21 protein-coding genes are annotated in these 26,035 nt (G+C 67.8%); 18 read left to right on the top strand and 3 right to left on the bottom strand.

The annotated features are described in order from the left end of the window. The first annotated feature begins 103 nt into the window (after positions 1 to 103). The gene (locus AC3IR9_RS14750) at positions 104 to 1,714 is read left to right on the top strand and encodes a transglycosylase SLT domain-containing protein (protein WP_489291581.1); all 1,611 of its coding nucleotides are present in this window, start codon (positions 104 to 106) and stop codon (positions 1,712 to 1,714) included. Positions 1,715 to 1,835: 121 nt separating this feature from the next. Next, positions 1,836 to 2,177 carry a ribonuclease E inhibitor RraB gene (locus tag AC3IR9_RS14745; RefSeq protein ID WP_489291580.1) on the top strand — a complete coding sequence of 114 codons (342 nt, stop codon included), beginning with the start codon at positions 1,836 to 1,838 and terminating at the stop codon, positions 2,175 to 2,177. A 98-nt stretch (positions 2,178 to 2,275) separates the two neighbouring features. Here the strand turns inward: AC3IR9_RS14745 and asd are convergent, their stop codons facing one another. Then, entirely contained in the window at positions 2,276 to 3,118 is an 843-nt protein-coding gene (gene asd, locus AC3IR9_RS14740) for an archaetidylserine decarboxylase (protein ID WP_489291579.1), read from the bottom strand. After that, positions 3,115 to 3,765 (bottom strand): SCO family protein, encoded by a 651-nt coding sequence (locus AC3IR9_RS14735; protein WP_489291578.1) that lies wholly within the window; start codon positions 3,763 to 3,765, stop codon positions 3,115 to 3,117. The genes asd and AC3IR9_RS14735 overlap by 4 nt, the downstream gene beginning before the upstream one ends. Before the next feature lie 707 nt (positions 3,766 to 4,472). On the opposite strand from AC3IR9_RS14735, the gene prmB reads away from it, so the two are divergent. The 14 genes from prmB to AC3IR9_RS14665 all read left to right on the top strand — a co-directional run bounded on the left by prmB (position 4,473) and on the right by AC3IR9_RS14665 (position 23,122). Then, complete coding sequence (gene prmB, locus AC3IR9_RS14730; RefSeq protein WP_489291577.1) at positions 4,473 to 5,399, top strand: 50S ribosomal protein L3 N(5)-glutamine methyltransferase; 927 nt, start codon at positions 4,473 to 4,475, stop codon at positions 5,397 to 5,399. Then, the gene (locus tag AC3IR9_RS14725) at positions 5,389 to 5,634 is read left to right on the top strand and encodes a hypothetical protein (protein WP_489291576.1); all 246 of its coding nucleotides are present in this window, start codon (positions 5,389 to 5,391) and stop codon (positions 5,632 to 5,634) included. The genes prmB and AC3IR9_RS14725 overlap by 11 nt, the downstream gene beginning before the upstream one ends. Beyond that, on the top strand, positions 5,624 to 6,727 hold the full coding sequence (aroC, locus tag AC3IR9_RS14720; RefSeq protein ID WP_489291574.1) for a chorismate synthase: 1,104 nt from the start codon (positions 5,624 to 5,626) through the stop codon (positions 6,725 to 6,727). Before AC3IR9_RS14725 ends, aroC begins: the two co-directional genes overlap by 11 nt. Then, positions 6,720 to 7,775 carry a 2-hydroxyacid dehydrogenase gene (locus AC3IR9_RS14715; protein WP_489291573.1) on the top strand — a complete coding sequence of 352 codons (1,056 nt, stop codon included), beginning with the start codon at positions 6,720 to 6,722 and terminating at the stop codon, positions 7,773 to 7,775. The genes aroC and AC3IR9_RS14715 overlap by 8 nt, the downstream gene beginning before the upstream one ends. Before the next feature lie 132 nt (positions 7,776 to 7,907). Beyond that, on the top strand, positions 7,908 to 8,933 hold the full coding sequence (locus tag AC3IR9_RS14710; protein ID WP_489291571.1) for an aspartate-semialdehyde dehydrogenase: 1,026 nt from the start codon (positions 7,908 to 7,910) through the stop codon (positions 8,931 to 8,933). A gap of 43 nt (positions 8,934 to 8,976) precedes the next feature. Then, entirely contained in the window at positions 8,977 to 10,995 is a 2,019-nt protein-coding gene (locus AC3IR9_RS14705) for a motility hub landmark protein FimV (protein ID WP_489291570.1), read from the top strand. Continuing rightward, complete coding sequence (locus tag AC3IR9_RS14700) at positions 10,992 to 11,369, top strand: VOC family protein (RefSeq protein ID WP_489291569.1); 378 nt, start codon at positions 10,992 to 10,994, stop codon at positions 11,367 to 11,369. The genes AC3IR9_RS14705 and AC3IR9_RS14700 overlap by 4 nt, the downstream gene beginning before the upstream one ends. A gap of 48 nt (positions 11,370 to 11,417) precedes the next feature. Beyond that, complete coding sequence (truA, locus tag AC3IR9_RS14695) at positions 11,418 to 12,191, top strand: tRNA pseudouridine(38-40) synthase TruA (RefSeq protein WP_489291567.1); 774 nt, start codon at positions 11,418 to 11,420, stop codon at positions 12,189 to 12,191. After that, entirely contained in the window at positions 12,188 to 12,844 is a 657-nt protein-coding gene (locus AC3IR9_RS14690; RefSeq protein WP_489291565.1) for a phosphoribosylanthranilate isomerase, read from the top strand. The genes truA and AC3IR9_RS14690 overlap by 4 nt, the downstream gene beginning before the upstream one ends. A gap of 218 nt (positions 12,845 to 13,062) precedes the next feature. After that, positions 13,063 to 13,743: a hypothetical protein gene (locus AC3IR9_RS14685; protein ID WP_489291563.1), complete on the top strand. Its 681-nt coding sequence runs from the start codon at positions 13,063 to 13,065 to the stop codon at positions 13,741 to 13,743. Next, positions 13,740 to 15,758, top strand: a complete 2,019-nt coding sequence (locus tag AC3IR9_RS14680) for a hypothetical protein (protein ID WP_489291561.1) — start codon at positions 13,740 to 13,742, stop codon at positions 15,756 to 15,758. Before AC3IR9_RS14685 ends, AC3IR9_RS14680 begins: the two co-directional genes overlap by 4 nt. 118 nt (positions 15,759 to 15,876) lie before the next feature. After that, on the top strand, positions 15,877 to 21,228 hold the full coding sequence (locus tag AC3IR9_RS14675) for a DNA repair ATPase (protein WP_489291560.1): 5,352 nt from the start codon (positions 15,877 to 15,879) through the stop codon (positions 21,226 to 21,228). Continuing rightward, positions 21,225 to 21,959: a hypothetical protein gene (locus tag AC3IR9_RS14670; RefSeq protein ID WP_489291558.1), complete on the top strand. Its 735-nt coding sequence runs from the start codon at positions 21,225 to 21,227 to the stop codon at positions 21,957 to 21,959. The genes AC3IR9_RS14675 and AC3IR9_RS14670 overlap by 4 nt, the downstream gene beginning before the upstream one ends. A 56-nt stretch (positions 21,960 to 22,015) precedes the next feature. Further along, positions 22,016 to 23,122 carry a toxic anion resistance protein gene (locus tag AC3IR9_RS14665; protein WP_489291556.1) on the top strand — a complete coding sequence of 369 codons (1,107 nt, stop codon included), beginning with the start codon at positions 22,016 to 22,018 and terminating at the stop codon, positions 23,120 to 23,122. Between the two features lie 11 nt (positions 23,123 to 23,133). Here AC3IR9_RS14665 and AC3IR9_RS14660 read toward each other — a convergent pair whose 3' ends face one another. Then, entirely contained in the window at positions 23,134 to 24,024 is an 891-nt protein-coding gene (locus tag AC3IR9_RS14660; RefSeq protein WP_489291554.1) for a LysR family transcriptional regulator, read from the bottom strand. Between the two features lie 95 nt (positions 24,025 to 24,119). On the opposite strand from AC3IR9_RS14660, the gene trpB reads away from it, so the two are divergent. Next, a complete protein-coding gene (gene trpB, locus AC3IR9_RS14655) occupies positions 24,120 to 25,346 on the top strand; it encodes a tryptophan synthase subunit beta (RefSeq protein ID WP_489291552.1) in 1,227 nt (408 codons plus the stop codon). Next, positions 25,343 to 26,035, top strand: coding sequence for a hypothetical protein (locus tag AC3IR9_RS14650; protein ID WP_489291550.1), 693 nt, complete (start codon positions 25,343 to 25,345; stop codon positions 26,033 to 26,035). The genes trpB and AC3IR9_RS14650 overlap by 4 nt, the downstream gene beginning before the upstream one ends.

Below are 26,035 nucleotides of genomic sequence, written 5' to 3'. Positions count from 1 at the left end.
TGGGCAGGAGTCTAAACGTCGGCGCAGGTCGTGCCGCGTTCCGGGTTGCCCCGATGCAAGCGGCGCGGCTACTCTGCCCCATCTCCCGCACACAGTGCCAAAAATGCCCGTTCCTGTCTTGCTTGTCCGTGGTTGGCCGTTGTTGGTGCTGGCTGCAGTGGTATCGTTCGTGCCCGAGGCGCATGCCCAGCGGGTGTCGGCCCGCGACCGGGTCAAGATCGAGGCGTTGGACCAGCGCATGGCCGCGGCCGAGAAGCGCTATCGCGATGCGCTCGTGCTGGTGGCCAATGCCGATCCCAAGGGCAAGAACGAGGGCGATGCCGCGCTGGAGGACATGGAGGACGTGATCAGCGCCTGCGTGGCCCAGAAGGGCTGCCAGGTAAGCAACATGCTGCCGGCCTACAAGCGCCTGCTCAAAGACAATGCCGACAACCGCGACAGCGAGGACGACACCCTGGCCAGTGACGGTGGCCTGCTCGAGGCCGACCCGGATCATATCGGCCCGTTGTCCGCCGACGTGCCCGAGGCCGCGCGGGCGGCGGCGCTGCTCAATGACAAGCGCCATGCCTTCGATAACATGGTCGAGTACAACCCGGCGGTGCAGGCCGGCATCCGCCGCTGGTTGACCGACATGCGCCCGGCGTTGATGACCACCTACGAGAATTACCAGAACCTGCGCGCGGTGATGTGGCCGGAGTGGGAGAAGCGCGGCCTGCCCGAAGCCCTGCTGTTCGGCATCATGGCCAAGGAATCCAATGGCCGCGTGCATGCGTCCTCGCGTGCGGGCGCCGCCGGGCTGATGCAGTTCATGCCGGCCACCGGCCGCCGCTTCGGGCTGGGCCCGGACGGCACCGGGTTCGACACGCGCTTTGATGCCCGCAGCGCGGCCGAGGCCAGTGCCACCTACCTCAATGAGCGCATGCGCGAGCTCAACAACAGCGTGGAGCTGTCGTTGGCCGGCTACAACGGCGGCGAAGGCCGCGCCATCCGCGTGTTCAGGCAGAGCGGTGGTCAGGGCTTCTGGACCGACAGCGTCTACAACCAGTTCCCCGGCGAAACCAAGGACTACGTGCCGATGGTGATCGCCGCGGCGTGGATATTCCTGCACCCGCAGCAGTACGGGGTGGAGTTCCCGAAGATCAGCGCGCAGCCGGCCACGATCCGCTTGGCCAAGTCCACCACCATCTACGAATTGACCATCTGCCTGGGCAGCACCGGGACCCGTGATGGCTACATGCGTGCGCTGCGCAACCTCAACCCGCGCTACGAGGCCGATGGCTGGATCCCGGCCGGTGCCACCCTCAACGCCACCACGCGTATCGCCGGGCTGTACAACCGTTACTGCGTCAACGGCCCGCGCGCAGATCTGGCGCGCACCCTGATCACCGCCGATCTCAATGCGGCCATCGTGCGCCCCAGCGCGGCCAGCTACACCGGCAACGTGGCCGTGGGCAGCGTGGTGCCGGTGGCGGAGGTGCAGGGCAGCGTGGTTGCCGCCACGCCGGTGGCGCCGGTTGCCACGCCGTCGACCAGGCCGAAGGCCAAGGCCAAGCCGGTGCGCAGCCACAAGGTAGGCAAGGGCCAGACCCTGGGCGTGATCGCGGCGAAGTTCCAGTGCGATGTGAGTGTGCTGGCGCGTGCCAACGGCCTCAAGGCACCGGCCTACGCACTCCGGCAGGGCCAGGTGCTCAAGCTGCAGGGCTGCGACAAGTAAGCACAACCGGAAAGGAGTAGGCTGCGCGCATCCTCGCTGCAGCCACGCCGGCGCAGCGGGCATCCACTACCGGCCCAGGCACATGCCTGGGCCCACATGTACAGGCACACGGGAAACAACGATGGATATCACCGCGATCAACGAGATGTTCGCCAACATCCGCGAAAACACCGACTGGGACCTCAACGGCCCGATGCTGTGGGGCTACTTCTTCGTCAACACCACTCCCGAGCCGCTGCACGGGCTGGGTGAGAAGCTGGTCGGCATGGGCTACCACCTGGTCGAAGTGTTCGAGCCGGACCTGGAAGAGGGCGAAGCGCCGTATCACGTGCTGCACGTGGAGCGCGCCGAGGTACATACCGAGGCATCGCTGGACGCCCGCAACCTCGAACTGCAGGCCCTGGCCGAGCAGAACGGGGTGGAAGACTACGACGGCATGGACGTTGGCCCGGTCGAAATCTGATCGCGGCACATCGAGCACAACAAAAAACGCCCCGGGAAACCGGGGCGTTCTTGTGTGTGCCGTGCTTGTGTGCGGTTGCCACGCCCTACGTGGCTGCCTTACCGCAACGTGGCCAGCGCCTGGCCCAGCTGCACGGCATGTTCGGCGTCCAGGTGCGGGGCGAACTCGGCCACGCCCGGCGGCAGCAGGATGATGACCGTGGAGCCGTAGTTGAAGCGCGCCATCTCTTCAAACCGCTGCAAGGTGATGCCCTTGCCGCGGTAGTCCTTGCGGGTGATCGTGTCGCCGTAGGCGGGAATCTCTTCACCGCCCCACACCGTTTCCACGCCCGACACCAGCAGCGCGCCGACCATCACCGACACCATCGGTCCGAAATCGGTATCGAAGTGGCAGACCAGGCGTTCGTTGCGGGCAAACAGGCCGGGCACGGTGTTGACCGCGGCGGGGCCGACGCTGAACAGCCGGCCGGGCACGTGCACGGTTTCGCGCAGGGTGCCCGTCCACGGCATGTGCACGCGGTGGTAATCCTTGGGCGAGAGGTACACGGTGGCGTACAGGCCGTGGTGGAACACCTCGGCATCGGCGGCGTCGCCAAGCAGTTCGGCGGCGGTGAACGACTGGCCCTTGGCCTGGAAGATGCGGCCATCCTCGATCGCGCCAAGCTGGCTGATGCGGCCATCGGCGGGCATCACCAGGTTGCGCGGGTTGGCATCGGCGACGCGGGCGCCGGGCTTGAGGGCGCGGGTGAAGAACTGGTTGAAGGTAGCGTAGCTGCGCGGGTCGGGGTTGGCGGCCTCGGCGAGGTTGACGCCGAACTTCTCGGTGACGGTGTCGATCAGCCAACGCGAAATCCGCGGGTTGCTGGAATACGCCAGCCGGCGCGCCATCGAGGACAGCAGGCGGTGCGGAAGGGCGTAGCTCAGCGTGGTGGTCAGGCTCATGGTGCGGTTTTCTCGGTCAGCATCTGCAGGTCGCGGGCAATGGCCGGCGCAGTGAAGGGGGGGCGGATCAGGCCGGCCAGCCGGCCTTCCGGGTCCAGCACGGCCAGGCTGGCCGAGTGTTCGAGGGTGTAATCCTCGGGATTCTCATCGAAGTGCTTGCCGGGGACCTTCTGGAACACGAAACCCAGCGAGGTGGCGAAGCGCTCCAGCGAGGGCACGTCACCGGTGGCGGCAAGGGTGTCCTTGTGGAAGGCGTGCACGTACTCGCCGAGGCGGGCCGGGGTATCGCGTTCGGGATCCACGGAGATGAACACCAGGCGCGGGCGCAGGCTTTCCGGCTGGGCTTCCCACTGTTTCTGGGCCTGGGCGAGGTCGGCCAGGGTGGTCGGGCAGACGTCGGGGCAGAAGGTGAAGCCGAGGAACACCAGGGTCCAGTGGCCTTTGAGCTCGCCGGGGATCAGGCGGGTGCCGTCGGACTGGCTGAGGTTGAAATCGGGCAGGGGGCGGGGCTGGGGATAGAAGGTGATCGATTCGGTGGCCGGGCGGCCGCTGGCCGGCGTGGGCGCGAACACTTTCTGCGCGGCGACCAGGCCCAGGCCGGCGGCCAGGGCGATGATCAGGATGATGCCTGCGTTGCGATTGAACATGGAAAGCCCGTTCCCGGAAGGGGCCACCATGATAGGGGGTGGGGGCGGCGCTGTTGGGTGTTTTGGGGTTTTTCTGCTTTCGGTTCATTGAAGGCAACGTCAACGTCAAAGGCGCTGGTCTGCAGGCAACTGGGAGGGCGCAGGCACGATTGAGTTCGCGGGGCACGCTGCAAGTACGTCCATGTAAGCTCCGTCGGCGCATCCATGCGCCTCAGGGCCCCGCAAACTCAACCGTACCTGCGCCACCAGAGGTAGCTGGTTTGCCAGTGAAATCAAGTGCTCTGGCGGCGGGGTTCAGTGGCGCGGGAAGTGGTTCAGGCCGCTGGGAGGGTAGGGAGGTGCCGAGCGAGCTCGGCACTACCTCCCCCACCTCCGCCGGGCGCAGGAGGCTGCCCTGGCACTGGAATTTGATCTGCTCTGAATGCGGTGCCGACGTTGTGTCGAGGGTCGGTGGGGGTGGGTTGGCAGGGCCCTGAGCCGCATGGATGCGGCGCCGGAGCTTATATGGACGTACTTGCAGCGTGCCCTGCCAACCCACCCCCACCGACCCAGCCCCGAAGCCAGCAGCGCCGCTCTTGACGTTGAGGTTGACGTAGACGTTGACCTGAAAGGCCTCCAACCCCGCCCACAACCACTTTCGACTGCAACCGATGCCGGGGGGCATGGGGTCGCCTATAATCGGGGGCCACATTGTCTGTTGCCTTGCCATGACCGCCGAAACGGCCGCCGAACTTCATACGATCATCGACCTGATCCGCTACGGCACCAGCCGTTTCAACGCTGCCGGGCTCACCTTCGGGCACAGCTACGACAATGCCCTGGACGAAGCCACCCAGCTGGTCCTGCACAGCCTGCACCTGCCACACGACCTTGGCCCCGCCTACGGCGCCGCCCGTGTCACCACGCCTGAAAAGGCCGCAGTCCTGGCCCTGTTCGAGCGTCGCATCAACGAACGCCTGCCCGCCGCCTACCTCACCGGTGAAGCCTGGTTTGCCGGCCTCAGCTTCAAGAGCGACAGCCGCGCCCTGGTGCCGCGCTCGCCCATCGCCGAACTGATCGAAACCGGTTTCGAGCCCTGGCTGGCCGGCCGCGACGTGCATCGCGCCCTCGACCTGTGCACCGGCTCGGGCTGCATCGCCATCGCCATCGGCCACTATTACCCCAACTGGGAAGTAGACGGCGTGGACCTCAGCGATGATGCCCTGGCCCTGGCCCATGAGAACAAGGAACGCCTGCAGGCCCACAACGTCACCCTGCTCAAGTCCGACCTGTTCAACGGCCTCACCGGCCGGCATTACGACCTGATCGTCACCAACCCGCCCTACGTCACCAACGACGAAACCGATGCCCTGCCGCAGGAATATTCCTATGAGCCGGACATGGGCCTGCGTGCCGGCGACGACGGCCTCGACCTGGTCCTCAAGATCCTGCGCGACGCCCCCCTGCACCTCAGCGAAGATGGCCTGCTGATCTGCGAAGTAGGCGAGTCCGAACAGCATCTGATCAAGCTGCTGCCCGAACTCGACCTTGCCTGGGTTGAATTCAAGGTCGGCCAGATGGGCATTTTCGCAGTCGAATGCCGCGAACTGATCGCCCACAGCGCGCGCATCACCGAGTTGGCCAATGCCCGATAGACCGGCCCCGGCGCCACGCATCCGCTGGGCCGAACTGGCCATGCTGATGCCGATGGCGCTGCTGTTGCCGTTCGCACTGGTCATCACCCTGCTGGCCGTGCAAAGGTGCGGCGGGTGGGGGCGCCCGGTGTTCGTGCTCAGTTTCACCCTGTTGCCGGCCATCGTCGCCGTGCGTCACCTGCCGCGCATGCTGCGCGCCGCCTTCCCCCGTCATGCGGTATCCCATGTCCAGTAATACCTTCGGCAAGCTGCTCTCGGTCACCACCTTCGGCGAATCGCACGGTCCGGCGATCGGCTGCGTGATCGATGGCTGCCCCCCGGGCCTGGAGATCAGCGCCGACGACTTCACCCACGACCTGCAGCGGCGTGCCACCGGCAAGAGCCGGCATACCTCGGCGCGGCGCGAAACCGACGCGGTCGAGATCCTGTCCGGCGTCTATGAGGGCCGTAGCACCGGCACGCCGATCGCGCTGCTGATCCGCAACACCGACCAGCGCAGCAAGGATTACAGCGCCATTGCCCAGCAGTTCCGTCCGGGCCATGCCGACTACAGCTATTGGCAGAAGTACGGCATCCGCGACCCGCGCGGTGGCGGCCGCTCCTCCGCGCGCGAAACCACCATGCGCGTCGCCGCCGGCGTCATCGCCAAGAAGTGGCTGCTGCAGCGTCATGGCGTGACCGTGCGCGGCTACCTCTCCCAGCTCGGCGAGATCACCCCGACCGGGCATGACTGGTCGGCGGTGGAAGACAACCCGTTCTTCTGGCCGGTCGCCGAGCAGGTGCCCGCGCTGGAGAACTACATGGATGCCCTGCGCAAGTCCGGCGATTCGGTCGGCGCGCGCGTCAACGTGGTGGCCGACGGCGTACCGCCGGGGTGGGGCGAACCGATCTACGGCAAGCTCGATGGTGACCTGGCCGCCGCACTGATGAGCATCAATGCGGTCAAGGGCGTGGAGATCGGTGACGGCTTTGCCAGCGCGGCCCAGCTCGGCACCGGCCACCGCGACCTGATCACCCCGCAGGGCTTTGCCAGCAACCATGCCGGGGGCATCCTCGGCGGCATATCCACCGGCCAGCAGGTCACCGCCTCGATCGTGCTCAAGCCGACCTCCAGCCTGCGCCTGCCCGGGGCGACGGTGGACGCCGACGGCAACGCGGTGGACGTCATCACCACCGGCCGCCACGACCCCTGCGTCGGCATCCGCGCCACGCCGATCGCCGAAGCGATGATGGCGTTGGTGCTGATGGACCAGGCGCTGCGGCATCGCGCGCAGTGTGGCGACGTCGGCGACATCACCCCGCGCATCCCTGGATCGATCGATGGCTGATCGGCGGCCCAAGGTCTGGGTCAGCCAGCCGCTGTTCGATGCCGTCATCGAACAGCTCGGGCAGCATGTCGAGCTGCAGGTGACCGCCGACGTCACCCACTACACCCCGCAGATGCTGGCCGAACGCCTGGCCGAGGTCGACGGGGCGCTGATCACCCTCAACGAGCGTATCGGCGCGGCCGAAATCGCACATGCCCCGCGGCTGCGCGCGATCGCCAACGTCGGGGTCGGCTACAACAACCTGGACATCGACGCGCTCAGCGCTGCCGGCATCCTGGCCAGCAACACGCCTGACGTATTGACCGACACCACCGCCGATCTCGGCTTCGCGCTGTTGATGGCCGCCGCCCGCCGCATCACCGAGTCCGAGCGCTGGCTGCGCGATGGCCACTGGGGTCAGTGGTCATTCCAGACCATGCTCGGCGCCGACATCCACGGCAGCACGCTGGGCATCCTCGGCATGGGTCGGATCGGGCAGGGCATCGCCCGGCGCGGTGCGCTCGGCTTTGGCATGCGGGTGCTTTACCACAACCGTTCACGCCTGCCCGATGCCACCGAGGCGGAGGTCGGCGCGCAGTACGTCGATCTCGATACGCTGCTGGCCCAGGCCGACCACCTGGTGCTGGTGCTGCCCTACAACGCGTCCTCGCACCACATCATCGATGCCGCTGCGCTGGCGAAAATGAAGCCGACCGCAACGCTGGTCAACATCGCCCGCGGTGGCATCGTCGATGAGCTGGCGCTGGCCGATGCACTGGCCAATGGCCGCCTTGCCGCCGCTGGCCTGGACGTGTTTGAAGGTGAGCCTGCGGTACGCCCGGAACTGCTCGCGCTGCGCAACATCGTGCTGACCCCGCATATCGGCAGTGCCAGCCAGGCCACGCGCCGGGCCATGGTGCAGCTGGCGGTGGACAACCTGACCGCCGCGCTGGGCCATGGCCCGGATGCCGGCCACCCGCCGAGTGCGCTCAACGCCGAGGCTGTCGCTGCCGTGCTGCGCAGCGGTGCCGGAGCGGGCGCGAAAAAAATCGACGACGCAAAACGATAGGGAACCGCCGCGTTTCTCACGGCGAGGTTCCCCGAACCCAATGCGTGGCAGGCGGCAACTGTTGGTTGGCGCATATTTCATCCCTTACATCCGGTATCGACCGTCGGTCGGTACACCCATACAGAGGTTCCCATGAGCAATGCAGATCGTCGTTTCCACGTCGCCGTCGTCGGTGCCACCGGTGCCGTCGGTGAAGCCATGCTGTCCATCCTGGCCGAACGCGACTTCCCGATCGCCACGCTGAGCCTGCTCGCGTCCTCGCGCTCGGCCGGTGGCGAAGTCGACTACCGCGGCCAGAAGATCAAGATCCAGGACCTGGCCGAGTTCAACCCGGCCGGCGTGGACATCGCGCTGTTCTCCGCCGGTGGCAGCGTGTCCAAGGAGTACGGCCCGATCTTTGCTGCGGCCGGCGCGGTGGTGATCGACAACTCCTCGGCCTTCCGCTACGACGATGACGTGCCGCTGGTGGTGTCCGAAGTGAACCCGGACGCGCTCAAGCACCGTCCGCGCGGCATCATCGCCAACCCGAACTGCTCGACCATGCAGATGCTGGTCGCGCTGGCACCGCTGCACCGCCAGTACGGCATCGTGCGCATCAACGTGGCCACCTACCAGTCGGTCTCCGGTGGCGGTCGTTCGGCGCTGGAAGAACTGGGCAAGCAGACCGGCCAGCTGCTCAGCTTCCAGGAAATCGACCCGCAGCGCTTCCCGGTGCAGATCGCCTTCAACCTGATCCCGCACATCGACGACTTCCTGGACAACGGCTTCACCAAGGAAGAAATGAAGCTGGTCTGGGAAACCCAGAAGATCCTCGGCGACGCCAGCATCCTGGTGAACCCCACCGCCGTGCGCGTGCCGGTGTTCTATGGCCACTCCGAGGCGGTCACCATCGAAACCCGCGACAAGGTCACCGTGGACGCCGCGCGCGAACTGCTGTCGCGCTCGCCGGGCGTGGAGGTGGTCGATAGCCATGAGGCCGGTGGTTACCCGACCCCGGTCACCCATGCCTCCGGCAATGACGCGGTGTTTGTCGGCCGCATCCGCGAGGATCTTTCGCATCCGCGCGGCCTGAACCTGTGGATCGTGTCGGACAACATCCGCAAGGGCGCCGCCCTCAACGCCGTGCAGTTGGCCGAGCTGGTCGCTGCCGAAGGCTGATTGTGCATCGCCGATCACGGGGGGAGCCGCTATATTGGCCGCCATGAACAACCGGGCTCCGGGCGCCTTGCGCCCGCTCAAGTATGTGTCGACGCTGCTGCTGGCCCTGGCCAGCAGCTCCGCCCTGGCCCTGGGCCTGGGCGATATCCGGGTGCTGTCCAAGCCCGGCCAGCCGTTGCTGGCTGAAATCCCGGTGATTTCGGCCGACCCGGCCGAACTGCAGAACCTGCGCGTGGCGCTGGCCTCACCGGACACCTTCGCCCGGGTCGGGCTGGAGCGTCCGGCCGGGCTGGTCGGTGAACTGCAGTTCGAGCTCGCCCGCAATGCGCAGGGCAGGGCGGTGGTGCGGGTGAGTACCCAGGCCCCCGTCACCACCCCGTCGCTGAACTTCCTGATTGAAGCCGACTGGGGCCAAGGGCGCCTGGTCCGTGAATATTCCGCCTTGGTCGACGCGCCCAACAGCGCGCTGGCCGTGGCCGAACCGGAAATCGTCGCCCCGGCCGGGGCGATGTCCAATGCCATCGTGCGCGACCCCGACCCGGTGGTTGCGCCGGCCGCCCCCGCATCGGCCCCTGCCGCAGCGGCCAAACCCGCGCGTCCTGCCGCCGCCGCATCCCGCACGGCACCGGCCGCAGCGCGCGCTGCCGTGCCCAGCATGGCCGCCGATGGCAGCGTGACCGTGCAACGCGGGCAGACCTTGTCGCAGATTGCCGGCGGCCTGGCCCGCGAGCAGGGCATCAACCGCAACCAGGCGATGATCGCGTTGCTGCGTGCCAATCCCGATGCCTTCATCCGTGGCAACGTGAACCTGCTCAAGCAGGGCGCGGTGCTGCGCAGTCCCACCGACGATGCTGCCGCACCGATCGATGCCAGCGAGGCCGCCGCGATCGTGCGCGAGCATGCCGCGCAGTGGCGCCAGTCGCGCGCGGCGATTCCGCAGCCGGCCAGCAGCGGAATCGCCGCCAGCCCCGGCCCGGCCACCGTGCCGGCCGCCGCGCCAGCCGCCGCCCGCGGCGCACGGCTGGAGATCGCCCCGGCGGTCGCTGCCACCGACAACAACGCAGGCACAACTACCGGCACTGCTGCCGGCAGCGAGGGTGACATGCTGGGTAACGAACAACTGCGCCAGGCCAAGGAAGATGTGGCCACCCGCGATGCCGAAATCACCGAACTGCGCGGCCGCGTGGCCGAACTGGAAAAGCTGCAGACGCAGCAACAGTCCCTGATTGCGATGAAGGACAGCGACCTGGCCGCCGCACAGCAGCGGCTGGGGCAGGCACCGGCCGCACGCGAGGCGGGCGGGGGAGGCTGGTACTGGCTGGGGTTGGCGGTGCTGCTGGTGATGGTGGCCGGCTGGGCCATGGCCCGTCGTCGCAAACCTTCGCCCTTGCCGCCGCTGCGCCGTGATGGCCTGGATGCGACCGGCCTGGCTGCGGCCGCACCCGCCACTGATTACGTCGATGAACTGGCCGCCCAGCAGGAAGACCCCGCCGACATACCGGTTGACGACGCGGTGCCGGACTTCAGCAGCCCACCGGAGTACCTCACCCAGCGCCGCGAACCGGTGTTCAACCTCGAACCGGAGCCCGGCCGCGGCGGCATCGTGCCTGCTGCAGAGCACGATGAGGCAGGCGCCGCTGTCGACCAGGGCCGTCCGCACGTCGATGTACCGCCCCCCGACGCCCCTGCCGATGCGCGCGTCGAACCTGTCGACGTGGTGCCTGCCCATGCACGGGAAGCTGCGGCGCAGCCCTCGTACCGGGGCGTGTTCGAGTTCCCTGAGACCGCCGTCGATCCGTCGACGGGTGCCGATGAGAGCATGGGCGACGGTCCGCTGGCCGAAACGGATGCCGCGGACATCCACAGTGCGGACATCCACAAAAACGATATCGACAGCAGCCCGGCAGTGCCCAGCGCAGGTCGCGACCGTCTGGAGCTGGCCATTGCCTACCTGGATCTGGGCGATGCCGAAACCGCACGTACCCTGCTGCAGGAAGTGGCCACTGCGGCCGATCCGCACAGCCAGGCACAGGCGCGCGAACTGCTGGCGCGGCTGCGATGAACACCGCGTCACGCGCCGACCGCGAACGTCGGCTGGACTACGTCGAATGGGCCTCCACCGATCCGGCCGCCAGCCGCCGTTTCTTCGCCGGGGTGTTCGGCTGGTCGTTCCAGGACTACGGCCCGGATTACACCGCCTTTGATGATGGCCGGCTGCAGGGCGGGTTCTTCCGTGGCACGCCGGCCACCGCCAGTGCCGGCGGCGCGTTGCTGGTGATCTACGCCGACGACCTGGCGCCGATGGTCGAGCGCGTGGTTGCCCAAGGCGGGCGCGTGGTCAAACCGGTGTTCGCGTTCCCCGGCGGCAGCCGTTTCCAGTTCATCGAGCCTGGCGGCAATGAACTGGCGGTCTGGTCCGAACGCGATCCGGCCTGAGCCCACGACCGGCTGCCTGCCGGTCTCCCGATGCAAATGAGGTTGAACATGCGTTACGCACTGGGCGTGGAATACGACGGCAGCGAGTACAAGGGATGGCAGGAGCTGGGCGACAGCGGCTGCCCCAGCGTGCAGGCCAGCCTGCAGGAGGCGCTGTCCTCGGTGGCCGACGCCCCGATCAAGGTCACCTGCGCCGGCCGCACCGATACCGGTGTGCACGGCCAATGCCAGGTGGTGCATTTCGATACCGACGCGCTGCGCGACCCGCGCGGCTGGGCCCTGGGGACCACCACCCGGCTGCCGCGCTCGATCGCGGTGCGCTGGTGCGTGCCGGTCGCCGAGGATTTCCATGCGCGGTTCTCCGCGCGTGCGCGGCGCTACCGCTACCGCCTGCTCAACCGCCAGATCCGCCCGGCGCTGTCCCGGCAGACCCTGAGCTGGGAGCGGCGCCCGCTGGACGCCGGGCAGATGCATGCCGCCGCGCAGGCGCTGTTGGGCGAAAACGACTTCAGTGCCTTTCGCAGCACCCAGTGCGAGGCCCGGCATGCCCGCCGCGACCTGCAAAGCATCAGCGTCAGCCGCCAGGACGAGGTGGTGGAGGTCTGCGTTCAGGCCAATGCATTCCTTCATCACATGGTGCGCAATATCGTCGGGTCATTGATCCTGGTCGGCTGCGGGGACAAGCCGGTGTCGTGGATGGCCGAGCTGCTTGCCGGCCAGAACCGCACCGTGGCCGGTCCCACCGCGCCGCCGCAGGGTCTGGTGTTCGTTGGACCCCTGTACCCCGACAACTGGCAACTGCCCGCCGAGGTAACCCTATGAGCCGCTCTTTCTATCGCACCCGTATCAAGTTCTGCGGCATGACCCGCGCCGGCGACGTCCGTCTGGCCGGCGAGCTGGGCGTGGATGCGGTGGGATTCATCTTCGCCCGCGAAAGCAAGCGCCGGGTCGCGCCCGCCGAGGCCCGTGCCATGCGCCAGGCCATCGCGCCGATGGTCGATGTGGTCGCCCTGTTCCGTGACAACAGCAAGGAAGAGGTGCGCGAAGTGCTGCGCACCGTCCGTCCTACCCTGCTGCAGTTCCATGGCGAGGAAGACGAATCATTCTGCCGCAGCTTCAACATGCCCTATCTCAAGGCGGTGGCGATGGGCGGCCGCGAGGAGGTCAACGCGCGCCAGTTGCAGCTGCGCTACCCCAGCGCGGCCGGATTCCTGTTCGACAGCCACGCACCCGGCGGCGGCGGCGGTACCGGCGTCGCCTTCGACTGGACCCGCCTGCCCACCGGCCTGCACCGTCCGTTCCTGCTGGCCGGTGGCATCACCCCGGACAACGTCTTCGACGCGATCGTGGCCACCCTGCCATGGGGCGTGGACGTTTCCAGCGGAATCGAATCCGAACCGGGCATCAAGGATGGCTACAAGATGCGCAAGTTCGTTGAAGAGATCCGCCGCGCCGACTGCCACGAAGCCGACTGAGACAATCGGACCCGGCCGAGCCGGCCAGCCGTTGCCGACATCGCCACCGCGCCGCCGCGCAACGCCCGGCAGCCCTGCTATGGGCGTCACGGTCGATTTCACGTAGCATCGACAGCACATGGCGCGGCCGATACGGCGCGCAGTCGCGGGAAGCCGGAGTGCTTCCCACAGGAGACGGCTGCAACAACGGCGGCCGCCATTGCAGGGAAGACACCGGAATGAACGAGTTCCTCACTGTCGCGCTCACGTTCCCCACGCTGCCCTACAGCATCGTGCTGGCATTTGCCGTGGTGTACTGGCTGCTGGCGGCCCTGGGCGTGGTCGATGACGGCATCGGGCTCGACAGCATGGACCTGCACCTGGGCGATGACGGCCTGCACGGCATTTCCGGCATGTTCTCCCGGCTCGGGCTGGGCGGTGCGCCGGTGATGCTGGTGATCGCGCTGCTGGCCTTCTTCGGCTGGACCTGCACGTATTTCGTCCATCTGTTCCTGCTGCAACCGCTGCCGGCGCCGATGCGCTGGCTCGCTGGCAGTGCCACCGCGCTGCTCGCGCTGGTCCCGGCGGTGCCGCTGAGCGTGATCGTGCTGCGTCCGATCCGACAGCTGCTGCTGCGCCTGCGCCCGGTGCCCCAGGTGTCCGTGCTGGGCCGGATCGGCGTGGTCGCTTCACCGCAGGTCACCGCGACCACCGGCCATGCCAACGTCGATGACGGCGGCGCCGGGCTGATCCTGCAGGTGCGCACCGCCGACGACAGCATCCTGCTGCGCGGCGAGCGCGTGGTGCTGCTGGATTACCTGCCCGAACACAATCATTACCGGGTGGCGCGTGAACACGCCCATCCTGCGCTTTCCATCCAAGACAGCCTGATCCCGGGCGATAAGGAGATCCATCGATGAGTTTTGCGACCTTGGCCCCGTTCGTGATCGGGGTCGGCATCCTGCTGGTCCTCCTGCTTGGCCTGGCCGGCCTGTTCAAGGCGTTCTACCGCAAGGTCGATCAGGGCGTGGCCCTGATCGTCAATGACATGAGCGCCCAGCCCAAAGTGCATTTCACCGGTGCGCTGATCATCCCGGTGCTGTACCGCGCCGAGCTGATGCGGATCAGCCTGATCACCATGCAGATCGACCGCCGCGGCAAGGAAGGCCTGATCTGCCGCGACAACATGCGCGCCGACATCGCCGTGGCCTTCTACCTGCGTGTCAACGAAACCCAGGCCGACGTGCTGCGCGTGGCCAAGGCCATCGGCGCTGATCGCGCCTCGGACAAGCACGCGGTGGATGAACTGTTCAACGCCAAGTTCTCCGAAGCGTTGAAGACGGTCGGCAAGAAGTTCGAGTTCACCGAACTGTTCGAAAAGCGCCAGGAGTTCCGCGACGAGATCATCGCGGTGATCGGCAACGATCTGAACGGCTATGCGCTGGAAGACGTGGCCATCGATTACCTGGAACAGACCCCGAAGTCGCTACTGGACCAGAACAACATCCTCGATGCCCAGGGCATCCGCAAGATCACCGAGCTCACCGCCACCCACAACGTGGTGACCAACGAGCTGGAACAGAACGAAAAACTGGCCATCACCAAAAAGAACGTCGAAGCGCGCGAAGCGCTGCTGGCACTCGAACGCCAGCAGGCCGAGGCCGAAGCCCGGCAGAAGCGCGAGATCGATACCATCCGCGCACGCGAAGAAGCCGAAACCGCCAAGGTCCGGGAAGAACAGCGCCAGCTGTCCGAACAGGCGCGCATCGAAGCCCAGGAAGTGATCGACATCCGCGAGCAGAACCGCATGCGTGAAGTCGAAGTGGCCGAACAGAACCGCCAGCGCGCGGTGGCCATCGAATCCGAACGGGTCGAGCGCGCCCGCCAGCTGGAACAGGTCACCACCCAACGCGAGGTGCAGCTGCAGGGCGTGGAACGCGACAAGGTGGTCGAGTCCGGCAAGATGGACGTGGCCAACATCACCCGTGAACGCATCGCCATCGACAAGACCGTGGCGCAGGAAGAAGAGCGCATCAAGGAAGTGCGGGAAGTCTCCGAGGCGGACCGCCACAAGCAGGTATTGATCCTGGAGGCCGAAGGCAAGGCACAGGAACTGCTGGTGCGCCAGGTCAAGGAGGCGCAGGCCGCCGAAACCGCCGCCAAGCATCGTGCCGTGGAAATCACCACGCTGGCCCAGGCCCAGCACGAAGCGGCCGGCAAGCAGGCCGAAGCCAAGCGCCTGCTCGCCGACGGTACCCGTGCCGAACAGGCCGCGCCGGGCCTGGCCGAAGCGCAGGTGCGCGAGGCCTCCGCACTGGCCATCGAAAAGGTCGGCATCGCCGAGGCGCGGGTGATTGAAGCGATGGCCGAAGCCCACCTCAAGGAGGGCACCAACCAGGCCCGCGTACTCGCCGAGAACCTGCAGGCGCAGGCCCAGGGCGAAGAGCAGATGGGCCGTGCCCGTGCCACCGCCACCGAGTCGGTCGGTGGCGCCGAGGCCGGCGTGGTGCAGAAGAAGCTGTTGGCCGAGGCCGAGGGCCTGGTCCGCAAGTTCGAGGCGATCGGTTCGCTCAGCGATACCGCGCGCGGCCACGAAGAGTTCCGCATGATGCTCGACAACAGCCTCAAGCAGGCCTTGGCCTCGATCGACGCCGGCAAGGAAGTCTCGCGCGAGAACGCCGGCGTCATCGCCAGCGCGCTGCGCAATGCCGACATCGATCTGGTGGGCGGTGACGGTGGCATGTTCGAGAACCTGATCAAGGCCGTCTCGCTGGGCAAGTCGATTGAAGGCCTGGTCGACAAGAGCCCGGTCGTGCAGGAGCTGATGCAGCGTTACCTCGGTGTCGGCCCGCGTGAACCGGCCCCGCGTCAGATCAGCGACGCGCCGCTGGACGTGGTCCCCGCCGTGGCCACCCCGGTGTTCGAAACACGCTGATCCACCCCTCGGCGCTTTCCGCAGGGAAGGCGCCGGGAACAGGCGGTGCCGATCGGCATCGCCGTACCCCCACCGGCCGGCTCGCCCGGCCGGTTGTCCGTGAGCCGGAAGGAAGCCGATGTCCGATACCGCCAATCGTCCCGAGCCGTCCGTGCCGGAAGCCGCTGCCAGCGTCGACCAGGCCGTCGCCCAGGGCGGTGCCTATGAAGTGCTGCGTCGCCGCCTGGACGAGCAGGGCACCCGCCTGCGCAGCGTCGCCGAAGGACTGAACCGGCAGCGCCTGGCCGAATTCGGCGACAGCCGGCTGGAGGTCGCCGGGCGCTTCCGCATCCGTAGCGAAAACAACTGCGTCGGCCGCGACGTGGTCCAGGTCGGGCCGGACCTGCTGCTGTTCGGCTACAACGTATTCATCGGGTTGAAGGTGCAGACCCGGGTCGAAGACGTGTTCGGGCTGTACCGGCTGGTGCAGGCCAGCGAGGGCTACGACGTGGTCCCGGTCGATGCCAAGGGCAGTTTCCTCGCCCAACCGGCCTTCGTGCACGATTTCGGCGAGCTTTACGCCTATTACAAGCATGCCCGGCTGCTGCAGCTGATCGTGATCGGCGACAAGCTGCTGGCCTCGTTCCAGATCGGCGAGCGCAGCAGCGACGTGCGCGTGTTCCGCTGGGCAGTGGCGGCTGACGGCGGCCTCACCTACCTGGACGCCCGCGGCGAGCGCGACATCGCGCTGCCGCCACCGTTCGATTTCGAGTGGACCCGCGCCACCCGCGACATGGCCGTCAGTGGCCGCCATTCGCACCTGAACATCCTTGACACCTTGTTCGTGGAAACCACCGGTGGCGATCTCACCATCAAGGTCGAGAACAACACCGAGAGCGGGCAGGGCATCTACAGCGAACCGGTCGAGGACAGCACCCAATCGCTGGATGACGCGCAGTTCGACTTCGCCAGGGTCGGTTCGCTGATCCTGCTCAAGGTGTTGCCGTATCGCGAAACCATCTGGCGCGGGCTGATCTACAACACGCTTACCGGCAGCATCACCCGCAACGATGCGATCGTGCAGGCCTGCGTGCAGCTGCCCGAAGACCACGGCATCATCTTCCCCGGCGGCTATTACCTGCAGAGTGGCGAGCACAAGGCCTTCGACGCGGGCATGGACGGCATGCAGTTCAAGCGTGCGATCCGCTCGCCCAACGGCGAAGACGTGCTGTACATCTTCTACGAGCGCGAAGGCGGGCGTTCGGCGTTGTTCGTCTACAACACCATCCAGCGCGTACTGCAGAACCCGGTGTTCGGCCATGGCTACGCCTTCCTACACGACGGGCGCATGGTGCTGTTCCATGCCGAAGGCACCGAGCCGACCCGCATCCACCCGATGCAGGTCTGGCAGACTCCCTTCAGCAGCGAGGAGTTCGCCGCCAGCCGCCCGCCCGGCAATACCTTCATGGGCCGCATCGGCAATGCCGAACTGGTCCGCGGCATCTCCAACCTGTTCGACCTGGCCCGCACCATCGAAGGCGACGACGTCTCGGTGCAGCGCTACCAACGCCTGGTGCAGGACACCCGGCGCCTGTTCGATGCCCATCACTGGCTGGGCGACGAACAGTGCGGTGGCGCGGTGGGCCTGTTGCGCGACATCAGCAGCACCGGTGAGTCGGTGCTGGACGAGTACGAGAAGGTCCAGTCCATCCGCGCGCAGTCCGCCCAGGCCATGGCCCAGGCGCAGCTTTCACAGAAGGCGTTGCTGTCGCGCCTGCAGCCGGAAAACTGGACCGAGGTGGCCGCCTTCGTCGAAGCGCTCAACGCGATTTCGACCCAGCGCGGCCACCTGCTGACCGTCCGCGATTACCGCTACATCGACACCGACCTGACCGATGCGATGACCACCGCGCTGCAGCAGGCGCATGACACCATCGGCGCGGCTACCGGTGAGTTCCTCGCCGGCGACGCCGCCCTGGCGCCGCTGGGTGAACGCCTGCAGGGGCTGGATGCGGCGGCCCAGCAGGCCGAAAGTGCACGCGTGCTGGACGAGCAGCTGGCGGGCCTGCGCGCGATGTCGGCCGACCTGGACATGCTCTCCGAGCTGATGGCCGGCCTGAAGGTCGACGATGCCACCGCGCGCACCCGCGTGGTCGAATCGATCTCCGCGCTCTACGCGCGCCTCAACCAGACCCGTGCGCGTGCCGAGCAGCGCCGCCGCACGCTGGGCTCGGCCGAGGCGGTGGCGCAGTTCGCCGCGCAGTTCGCGCTGTTCTCCCAGGCCATCACCAGTGCGCTGGCAATGGCCACCGATCCCGAACGTGCCGACGAGCAGATGTCGCGCCTGCTGGTGCAGCTGGAAGAACTGGAAAGCCAGTTCGGCGAGCACGAACAGTTCCTCGGCGACATCCTGTCCAAGCGCGAAGAACTGATCGACGCCTTCGAGGCGCACAAGCAGGCCTTGCTGGACGAGCGCCAGCGCAAGGCGCGCTCGGTGCTGGACGCGGCCAACCGCATCCTGGACGGCCTGGCCAAGCGCACCGAGCGTTTTGCCAGCGCCGATGAACTCAATGCGTTCTTCGCCGGCGACCCGCTGATCCTCAAGCTGCGCGAACTGGCCGAACGGTTGCGCGGGTTGCGCGATAGCGTCAAGGCCGACGACATCGAGTCGCGCCTGAAGGGCGTGCGCGACCAGGCCGTGCGTGCGCTGCGCGATCGCAGCGACCTGTTCGAGGCCGGTGGCAACATCGTGCGGCTGGGGCCGCGGCACCGCTTCAGCGTCAACACCCAGGCGCTGGACCTGACCATCCTGCCGCGTGGCGACGAGCTGGCCATCCACCTCACCGGCACCGATTTCCTCGAGGCGCTGCACGATCCCGAACTGGCCGAGCTCAAGCCTTACTGGCAGCTCAGCCTGGATTCCGAATCCGAGGCGATGTATCGCGGCGAGTACCTGGCGGGCAGCGTACTGAGCGCGGCGATGGAAGGGCGCGAGGGCCTGGACCTGGCCACCCTGCAGCACAGCGCCGCCGAACCGGACGTGCTGGACCGCAGCGTGCGCGACTTCGCCGCGCCGCGTTACCGCGAAGGTTACGAGCGCGGCATCCACGACCACGATGCCGCCGCGATCCTACGCGCCCTGCTGCCGCTGCGGCAGGCCGCCGGTACGTTGCTGCATGCACCGCGCGCACGTGCCCTGGCGATGCTGTTCTGGGCGGCGCACCAGCGCCGCGAAGACATCGCCCAATGGCCGGCGCGGCAGGCCGGCGCCGATGCGATCGCCCGCCTGTTCGGTTCCGACGAGGGCCAGCAGGCCCTGCGCGTGGAGATGAGCTCGGCACTGCTGGCGTTCACTGAGCAGCACGCGCTGCCGTTCCATGCCGCCGACCTTGCCGCCGCCGCCGCTTACCTGGGCGCGGAACTGGCCAGTGGCGAGCCGGTGTTCGCCAGCAGCCGCTACGCGCTGGCGCTGCTGGACGCACTGGGCCAGCAGCTGCAGGCTGCCGGCCAGCGCGACAGCGTCGAACGTGCGCTGCAGCGCGAACAGGATGGCCTGGCCACGCGCTGGGCACTGGCCGGGCAGTGGCTGCGTGCGCTGTGCCGCACCCCGGGCTTCATCGATCATGCCGGCTATGCCGACGAAGCGGCGGCCTTGTTGCTGGTGCAGCGTGCGCTGCGTACCCGCGCCAGTGACGTCGCGCTGCTGGTCAGCGTGGAGGGGCTGCTCGGTGAGCACCCGCGCATCGTGCAGGGAAAACTGGCGTTGTCGCTGGATGATTTCCTGGCGCGGCTGCAGCAGCACAGCACCGTGTTCGTGCCGGCCTTCCATGCCTACCAGGCGGTGCGCCAGCGCATTGCCACGCGCGAACGCGACACCCTGCGCCTGTCCGAGTTCAAGGCGCGCCCGCTGTCCTCGTTCGTGCGCAACAAGCTGATCAACGACGTCTACCTCGGCGTGATCGGCGACAACCTGGCCAAGCAGATGGGGACGGTCGGCGAGAACAAACGCAGCGACCTGATGGGGCTGCTACTGATGATCTCGCCACCGGGCTACGGCAAAACCACGTTGATGGAATACGTCGCGCACCGGCTGGGCCTGGTCTTCATGAAGATCAACGGCCCGGCGCTCGGCCACGAGGTGCGTTCGCTGGATCCGGCCAACGCGCCCGATGCCACCTCGCGGCAGGAGCTGGAGAAGCTCAACCTGGCCCTGGAGATGGGCAACAACACCATGCTGTACGTGGATGACATCCAGCACACCCATCCTGAGTTCCTGCAGAAATTCATCTCGCTGTGCGATGGCACCCGCCGCATCGAAGGCGTGTGGCGCGGCCGCACCCGCACCTACGACATGCGTGGCAAGAAGTTCTGCGTGGTGATGGCCGGCAACCCATATACCGAGTCCGGCGAGGTGTTCAAGATTCCGGACATGCTGGCCAACCGCGCCGACATCTACAATCTCGGCGACGTGCTCGGCGGCATGGAAGCTGCCTTCACCCTGAGCTATATCGAAAACAGCCTGACCTCCAATCCGGTGCTGGCGCCGCTGGCCACCCGCGACATGGCCGACCTGTACCTGCTGGTGGAACGGGCGATGGGCAAGGAGGTGTCCACCAACGCGCTCAGCCATGCCTACAGCGGTGCGGAAATCAACGAAATCGTCGCCACCTTGCAGCGCATGCTGCGCGTGCGCGATGTGGTGTACCGGGTCAACCAGCAGTACATCGCCAGCGCCGCGCAGGATGACCGCTACCGCACCGAGCCGCCGTTCCGGTTGCAGGGCAGCTACCGCAACATGAACAAACTGTCGGAGAAGATCTCCCCGGTGATGAACGACGCCGAGCTGCAGCAGCTGGTGTCGGACCACTACCAGGGCGAGGCGCAGCTGCTCACCACCGGGGCCGAGGAGAACCTGCTCAAGCTGGCCGAACTGCGCGGGCTGCTGGCCGGTGCCGAACTCGAACGCTGGCAGCAGATCAAGCGCGACTTCCTGCGCAACAAGGCAATGGGCGCCGACGATGCCGACGTGGGCGGCCGCATGGTGGCACAGCTGGCCGACATCGCCAGCGCGCTGCAGCTGCCGGCACCCGCGCCGGTCGTCCCGGCCGCGCCCGCGCCGTGGCCGGCACTGCTGGCTGCATTGGAGCAGCTGTCTGCAGCACGTGCCGATGCGGTGGTCGCACCTGCCGCCGCCGCACCGCCGTTGGCCGAACCGCTCGCCGATGGCCTGCAGGCCGGGTTGGCGCCGTTGCTGCAGCTGCTCGGCGATTCGCACCAGCAACAGGTACGTACCGGTGAAACCCTGGCGCTGTTGGCCGGCTGGGTGCGCCAGCAGATGGAGAACGCACCGGCGCAGCGCGCCGGCGCGCGTCCCAAGCGTGCGGCCACCCCGGAAGAGCGTGCCCTGGACGAGGCGCTGATGCGCCATTTCTACGGCGAACCGTCGCTGCCACCGCGCTGGGAACGCCGAAGCGACGATCCCCCGGCATGAGCGCGCCGTCGTTGCCGCTGCTGCCGGCCCCGCCGGTGGCCCTCGCCGCAGACGTGGCGGTGGTATCGCGCTACGGCGACGCGCTGCTGCAGGCCATGACGCCGCGCGAGGCCGGTGCGGGCGCCATTCCCGTCGACCCGCGGGCCGGCCTGGTCGACGCACTGTCGCGCGTGGCAGTGGCGCTGCAGGCGGGCAACCCGGCACGGCTGCGCCGCCAGACCAGTTGGTGGGGGCGGCTGTTGGGGCGTGACGTGGAGCGGCAGGTCGACGCCGATGCGTTGCAGGCGCAACTGGGCGTGCTGCTGTTCAACGCACAGGAGCACGCCCAGCGGTTGCGCGCGCTCATTGCCGCCAGTACGCACGGCGCCAGCGTCGCTCTGCACGGCGTGCAGGCACTGGACCACTGGGCCGACGCAGGGGGCGCGCTGCTTGCCACGCTGCCCGGTGGTGCGGACGGGCCACTGCAGCACGCCCTGCAGCAGCGCGTTGCACACCTGCGCCTGCTGGCCACGATGAATCGTGTGGCGGCGGCCGAGTCGGCGCTGGTGCAGGCCCAGGACGCGGCACTGCTGGACCATCTGCAACGGATCACCGGCACGCTGCTGCCCGCCTGGCGGCAGGCCATCGCGGTGGGCAACGTTCGCGCCCAGGCGCGCCAGCAGGCCCACGCCGCGCAGCTGCTGGCGCAGATCGGTGACGAAGTCGCCTCGGCGCAGGCTAGACTCCGCTAACTACACTGCCCGCGCCGCCGCCCAGGCCGGCCGCCCTTCAGAATGGAGATTCACCCATGACCCAGGACTCCCAGCCCAACGCGTCGCTTGCCGTGGTTTCCAGTGTGGACGCGCTCGACGATACCGCGCTGCAGGCCCTGGGCCTGGCCCGCGAGGACCTGCCGAAGATCGCGGAGATCGGGCGCGGGCTCGAAGACATCCGGCCCGGCAACCTGCAGGTGTTCGGTCGCGACGCAGCGGCCAAGACGGCGGCCTTCTCCAGCCAGCTGCTCGACCAGGTGCGCAACCGCGACCTGGATGCCAGCGGCGACAAACTGGGCGAGGTCGTGCGCATCGCGCGTACGCTCAAACTCGATGGGCTGGCGCAGCGCTCCAAGGTGCCGGTGATCGGTGGGCTGATCGACAAGCTGCGCTCCTCCAAGGGCGAACTGGTGCAGAAGTTCAGCGACACCAACCGCCAGATCGAGCAGCTGATGGGCGACGTTGGCAGCCAGCAGGCGCTGATGGGCCAGCGTGTCGGCGAGTTCGACCGCATGCACGACATCGTCCGCGACGAGCGTCATGCGCTGGGCCTGCACATTGCCGCCGGCAAGCGCCGCCTGCTCGAACTGCGCGGCGAACAGCAGCGTGGCGTGGGCCTGGACGATCCGCAGCAGCGCATCCGCCAGGGCGAGGTGGACAACGCCATCCGCCTGCTCGATAAGCGCGTCGGTGACCTGGTGGTGATGCAGCATGCGGCCGACCAGTCGCTGCCGATGATCCGCCTGATCCAGGCCAACGCGATCCTGCTGATCGAGAAGTTCAACACCGTCCGCGACATCACCATTCCGTCGTGGAAGCGCCAGTTCGCGATCCAGCTGTCGCTGAGCGAGCAGAAGAATGCGGTCGAACTGTCCAACGCCATCGACGATGCCACCAACGAGATGATGCGCCGCAATGCCGACCTGCTGCGCCAGACCACGGTGGAAACGGCCAAGGCCAACCAGCGCGCGGTGATCGACGTGGCCACCCTGCGCCACGTGCACGAGCAGTTGATCGCGACCGTGGAAGAAGTCCGCAGCATCCATCGCGAAGGCATGCAGCAGCGCCAGCAGGCCGAGGTGGAACTGGCGCGTTTGCGCGACGATGTGCAGCAGCGTTTGGCCGCCCCCACCACCGTCTGACCGACGCGCGGTCAACCGGCGAGCTGCGCCTGCAGCCACCCGGCCAGCACGTCCACCCGTGGATCGGCCGCACCGTCCGGCGTGGCCAGTACCCAGAATCCACCGGTGGCGCCAAACCCCCATGGCGCCAGCAGCCGCCCGGCGGCCAGTTCGTCGGCCACCAGCGGCTCCGGCGCGATCGCCACGCCCAGCCCGGCCACCGCCGCCTCCAGCAGGTAGTACAGGTGTTCAAAGCCGGTGCCCAGTTGCAGCTGGGCCGGCTCCAGCCCGTGCGCGCGCGCCCAGTCCGGCCAGGCCTGCGCGCGCGAGGTGGTGTGCAGCAAGGGTTCGCGCAGCAACGCCGACGGCGGTTGCCGCTGCAGCCGCAGCGCCGCTGGATGCTGCGGGCTGACCACCACGCCGACCCGCTCCGGGGCCAGCGGGTGGATCTGCCAGCCGCGCGGCCACGGCGGTTGGGCCAGCAGCAGCACCGCATCGAGGGCGCGCTGTGCCTCGGTGAAGCTGCCATCCTGCGCCGACCAGTGCAGCGCCAGTTGCGGCAGGTCGGCCTGCAATGCCTGCAATCGCGGGATCATCCAGCGCGCCAGCAGGCTGCCGCTGCAGCCCAGCACCAGTGCCTCCGGGCGCTGCCGGCGCTGCATCGTCGCCACGGCCGCGCGGATCTGGTCGAAGGCCCCGGCGCAGGCCGGCTGCAGGGTTTCACCGGCGGCGGTGAGGCGCAACCCGCGCCCGTCCCGTTCAAACAGCGCCATGCCCAGGTGCTCTTCCAGCAGGCGCAGCTGGCGGCTGATCGCGCCATGGGTGACGTGCAGCGCTTCGGCCGCCCGCCCAACCCCGCCCAGGCGGGCGGTGGCCTCGAAACTGCGCAGGGCGTTCAGCGGGGGCAGGTGCGGCACGTTCATGTGAGTTTTCCTGACGGGTTGTCGCAGATATTATCGATATTACTGTCATGACAGGTGCGTTAAATTGTCAGCCTGTCTCCACCGGCTGTCGCGTCATGTCCGCATCCCCTGACTCCCCCATCGTCGATTTCCACGCCTACCCCGATGCCAACGGCCATTTCGGTCGCTACGGCGGCAGTTTCGTTGCCGAAACCCTGATCGGGCCGTTGCAGGAGCTGGCCGCGGCCTACGACCAGGCGCGCGCCGATCCGTCATTCGTCGCCGCCTATGACAAGGACCTCACCCATTACGTGGGCCGGCCCAGCCCGATCTACCACGCCGAGCGCCTCAGCAAGCAGGTCGGCGGCGCGCAGATCCTGCTCAAGCGCGAAGACCTCAACCACACTGGCGCGCACAAGATCAACAACACCATCGGCCAGGCCCTGCTGGCCGCGCGGATGGGCAAGACCCGCATCATCGCCGAGACCGGCGCCGGCCAGCACGGCGTGGCCAGCGCTACCGTCGCCGCACGGCTGGGCCTGGAATGCGTGGTGTACATGGGCGCCACCGACATCGAGCGGCAGAAGATCAACGTCTACCGCATGAAGCTGCTTGGCGCGACCGTGGTGCCGGTGACCTCCGGCTCGGCCACGCTCAAGGATGCGCTCAACGAAGCCATGCGCGACTGGGTCACCAACGTGCGCGACACCTTCTACATCATCGGCACGGTGGCCGGCCCGGACCCGTACCCGCGCATGGTGCGTGACTTCAACGCCATCGTCGGCCGCGAGGCGCGCGCGCAGATGTTCACCGATTACGGCCGCCTGCCCGATGCGATCACCGCCTGTGTCGGCGGCGGCAGCAATGCCATCGGCCTGTTCCATGCGTTCCTCAATGACCGCAGCGTCCGCATCGTCGGTGCCGAAGCGGCCGGCGAGGGCATCGAAACCGGCCGCCACGCCGCCTCCATCGCCGCGGGCCGCCCCGGCGTCCTGCACGGCAACCGCACCTATGTGATCTGCGATGACGATGGCCAGATCATCGAGACCCATTCGGTCTCGGCCGGCCTGGACTACCCCGGCGTCGGCCCCGAGCACGCGTTCCTGGCCGATGCCGGCCGCGCCGAGTATGTCGGCATCACCGATGACGAAGCCCTGGCCGCGTTCCACCAGCTCGCGCACAGCGAAGGCATTCTCGCCGCGCTCGAATCCAGCCACGCCGTCGCCCAGGCCATCAAGATCGCGCGTGAGCTACCCCGCGACAAGCTGGTGCTGTGCAACCTGTCCGGCCGCGGCGACAAGGACGTGCACACCATCGCCGCGCGCGAGGGTCTGGTGCTGTGAATCCACTGCTGCGCCAGGGAAGTGCGCTGCTGATCGTGGTCGGTTTGACCGCCTGTACCCCGCCGGACCCCCCGCTGTTGCCGGCCGCCCCGGCCGGCCCGGCGGCAATCGCGCCGGCGCAGGGACCGGCAAGCAACGATGACGACCTTTCCAACCGCCCGATCGAGGACGAACCGACGCCTGCGCCGGCCCCCTCGGCCAGCGAGGAACCGGCCCCGGCCGTGGTGTCGGTGGCGCTGGACCATGCCGGCGACATCGTGGTCGGGCAGCGCTTCCCGCTGGCCGATGTCGACGACCAGTGGCATTCGGCCGGCTTGAGCGAGGGCGGGCAGCAGGGCCGCTGCGAGTACTACGAGCGCGGCAGCCTGCCGGAGGGCGTGTCGATGATGGTCGAGGACGAGCACGTGCTGCGCTTCGACCTGACCGTGCTCGACGGGTCCGACGAGACGATCACCCAGCCTGGCCCGTATGGGCTGCGCCTGGGCATGTCGCGCGCCGACGCGCTCAAGCGCCTGCCGCAGGGGGCCACGACGCAACCGCACGCCCATGACGCGCAGCACGGTGAGTACCTCACCTGGCAGGACCCCGGTTCGGACCTTGCGATCCGGCTGGAGATCTTCGACGGGGTGATATCGACGATGTATTGGGGCGCCAGCGGCGCCGTTGAACTGATTGAAGGATGTGCCTGA

The sequence above is a fragment of the Stenotrophomonas sp. GL_101 genome (genome assembly GCF_057835675.1).
The sequence above is the reverse complement of the archived record's forward strand: the minus strand, read 5'-3'. Positions and strand labels throughout refer to the sequence as shown.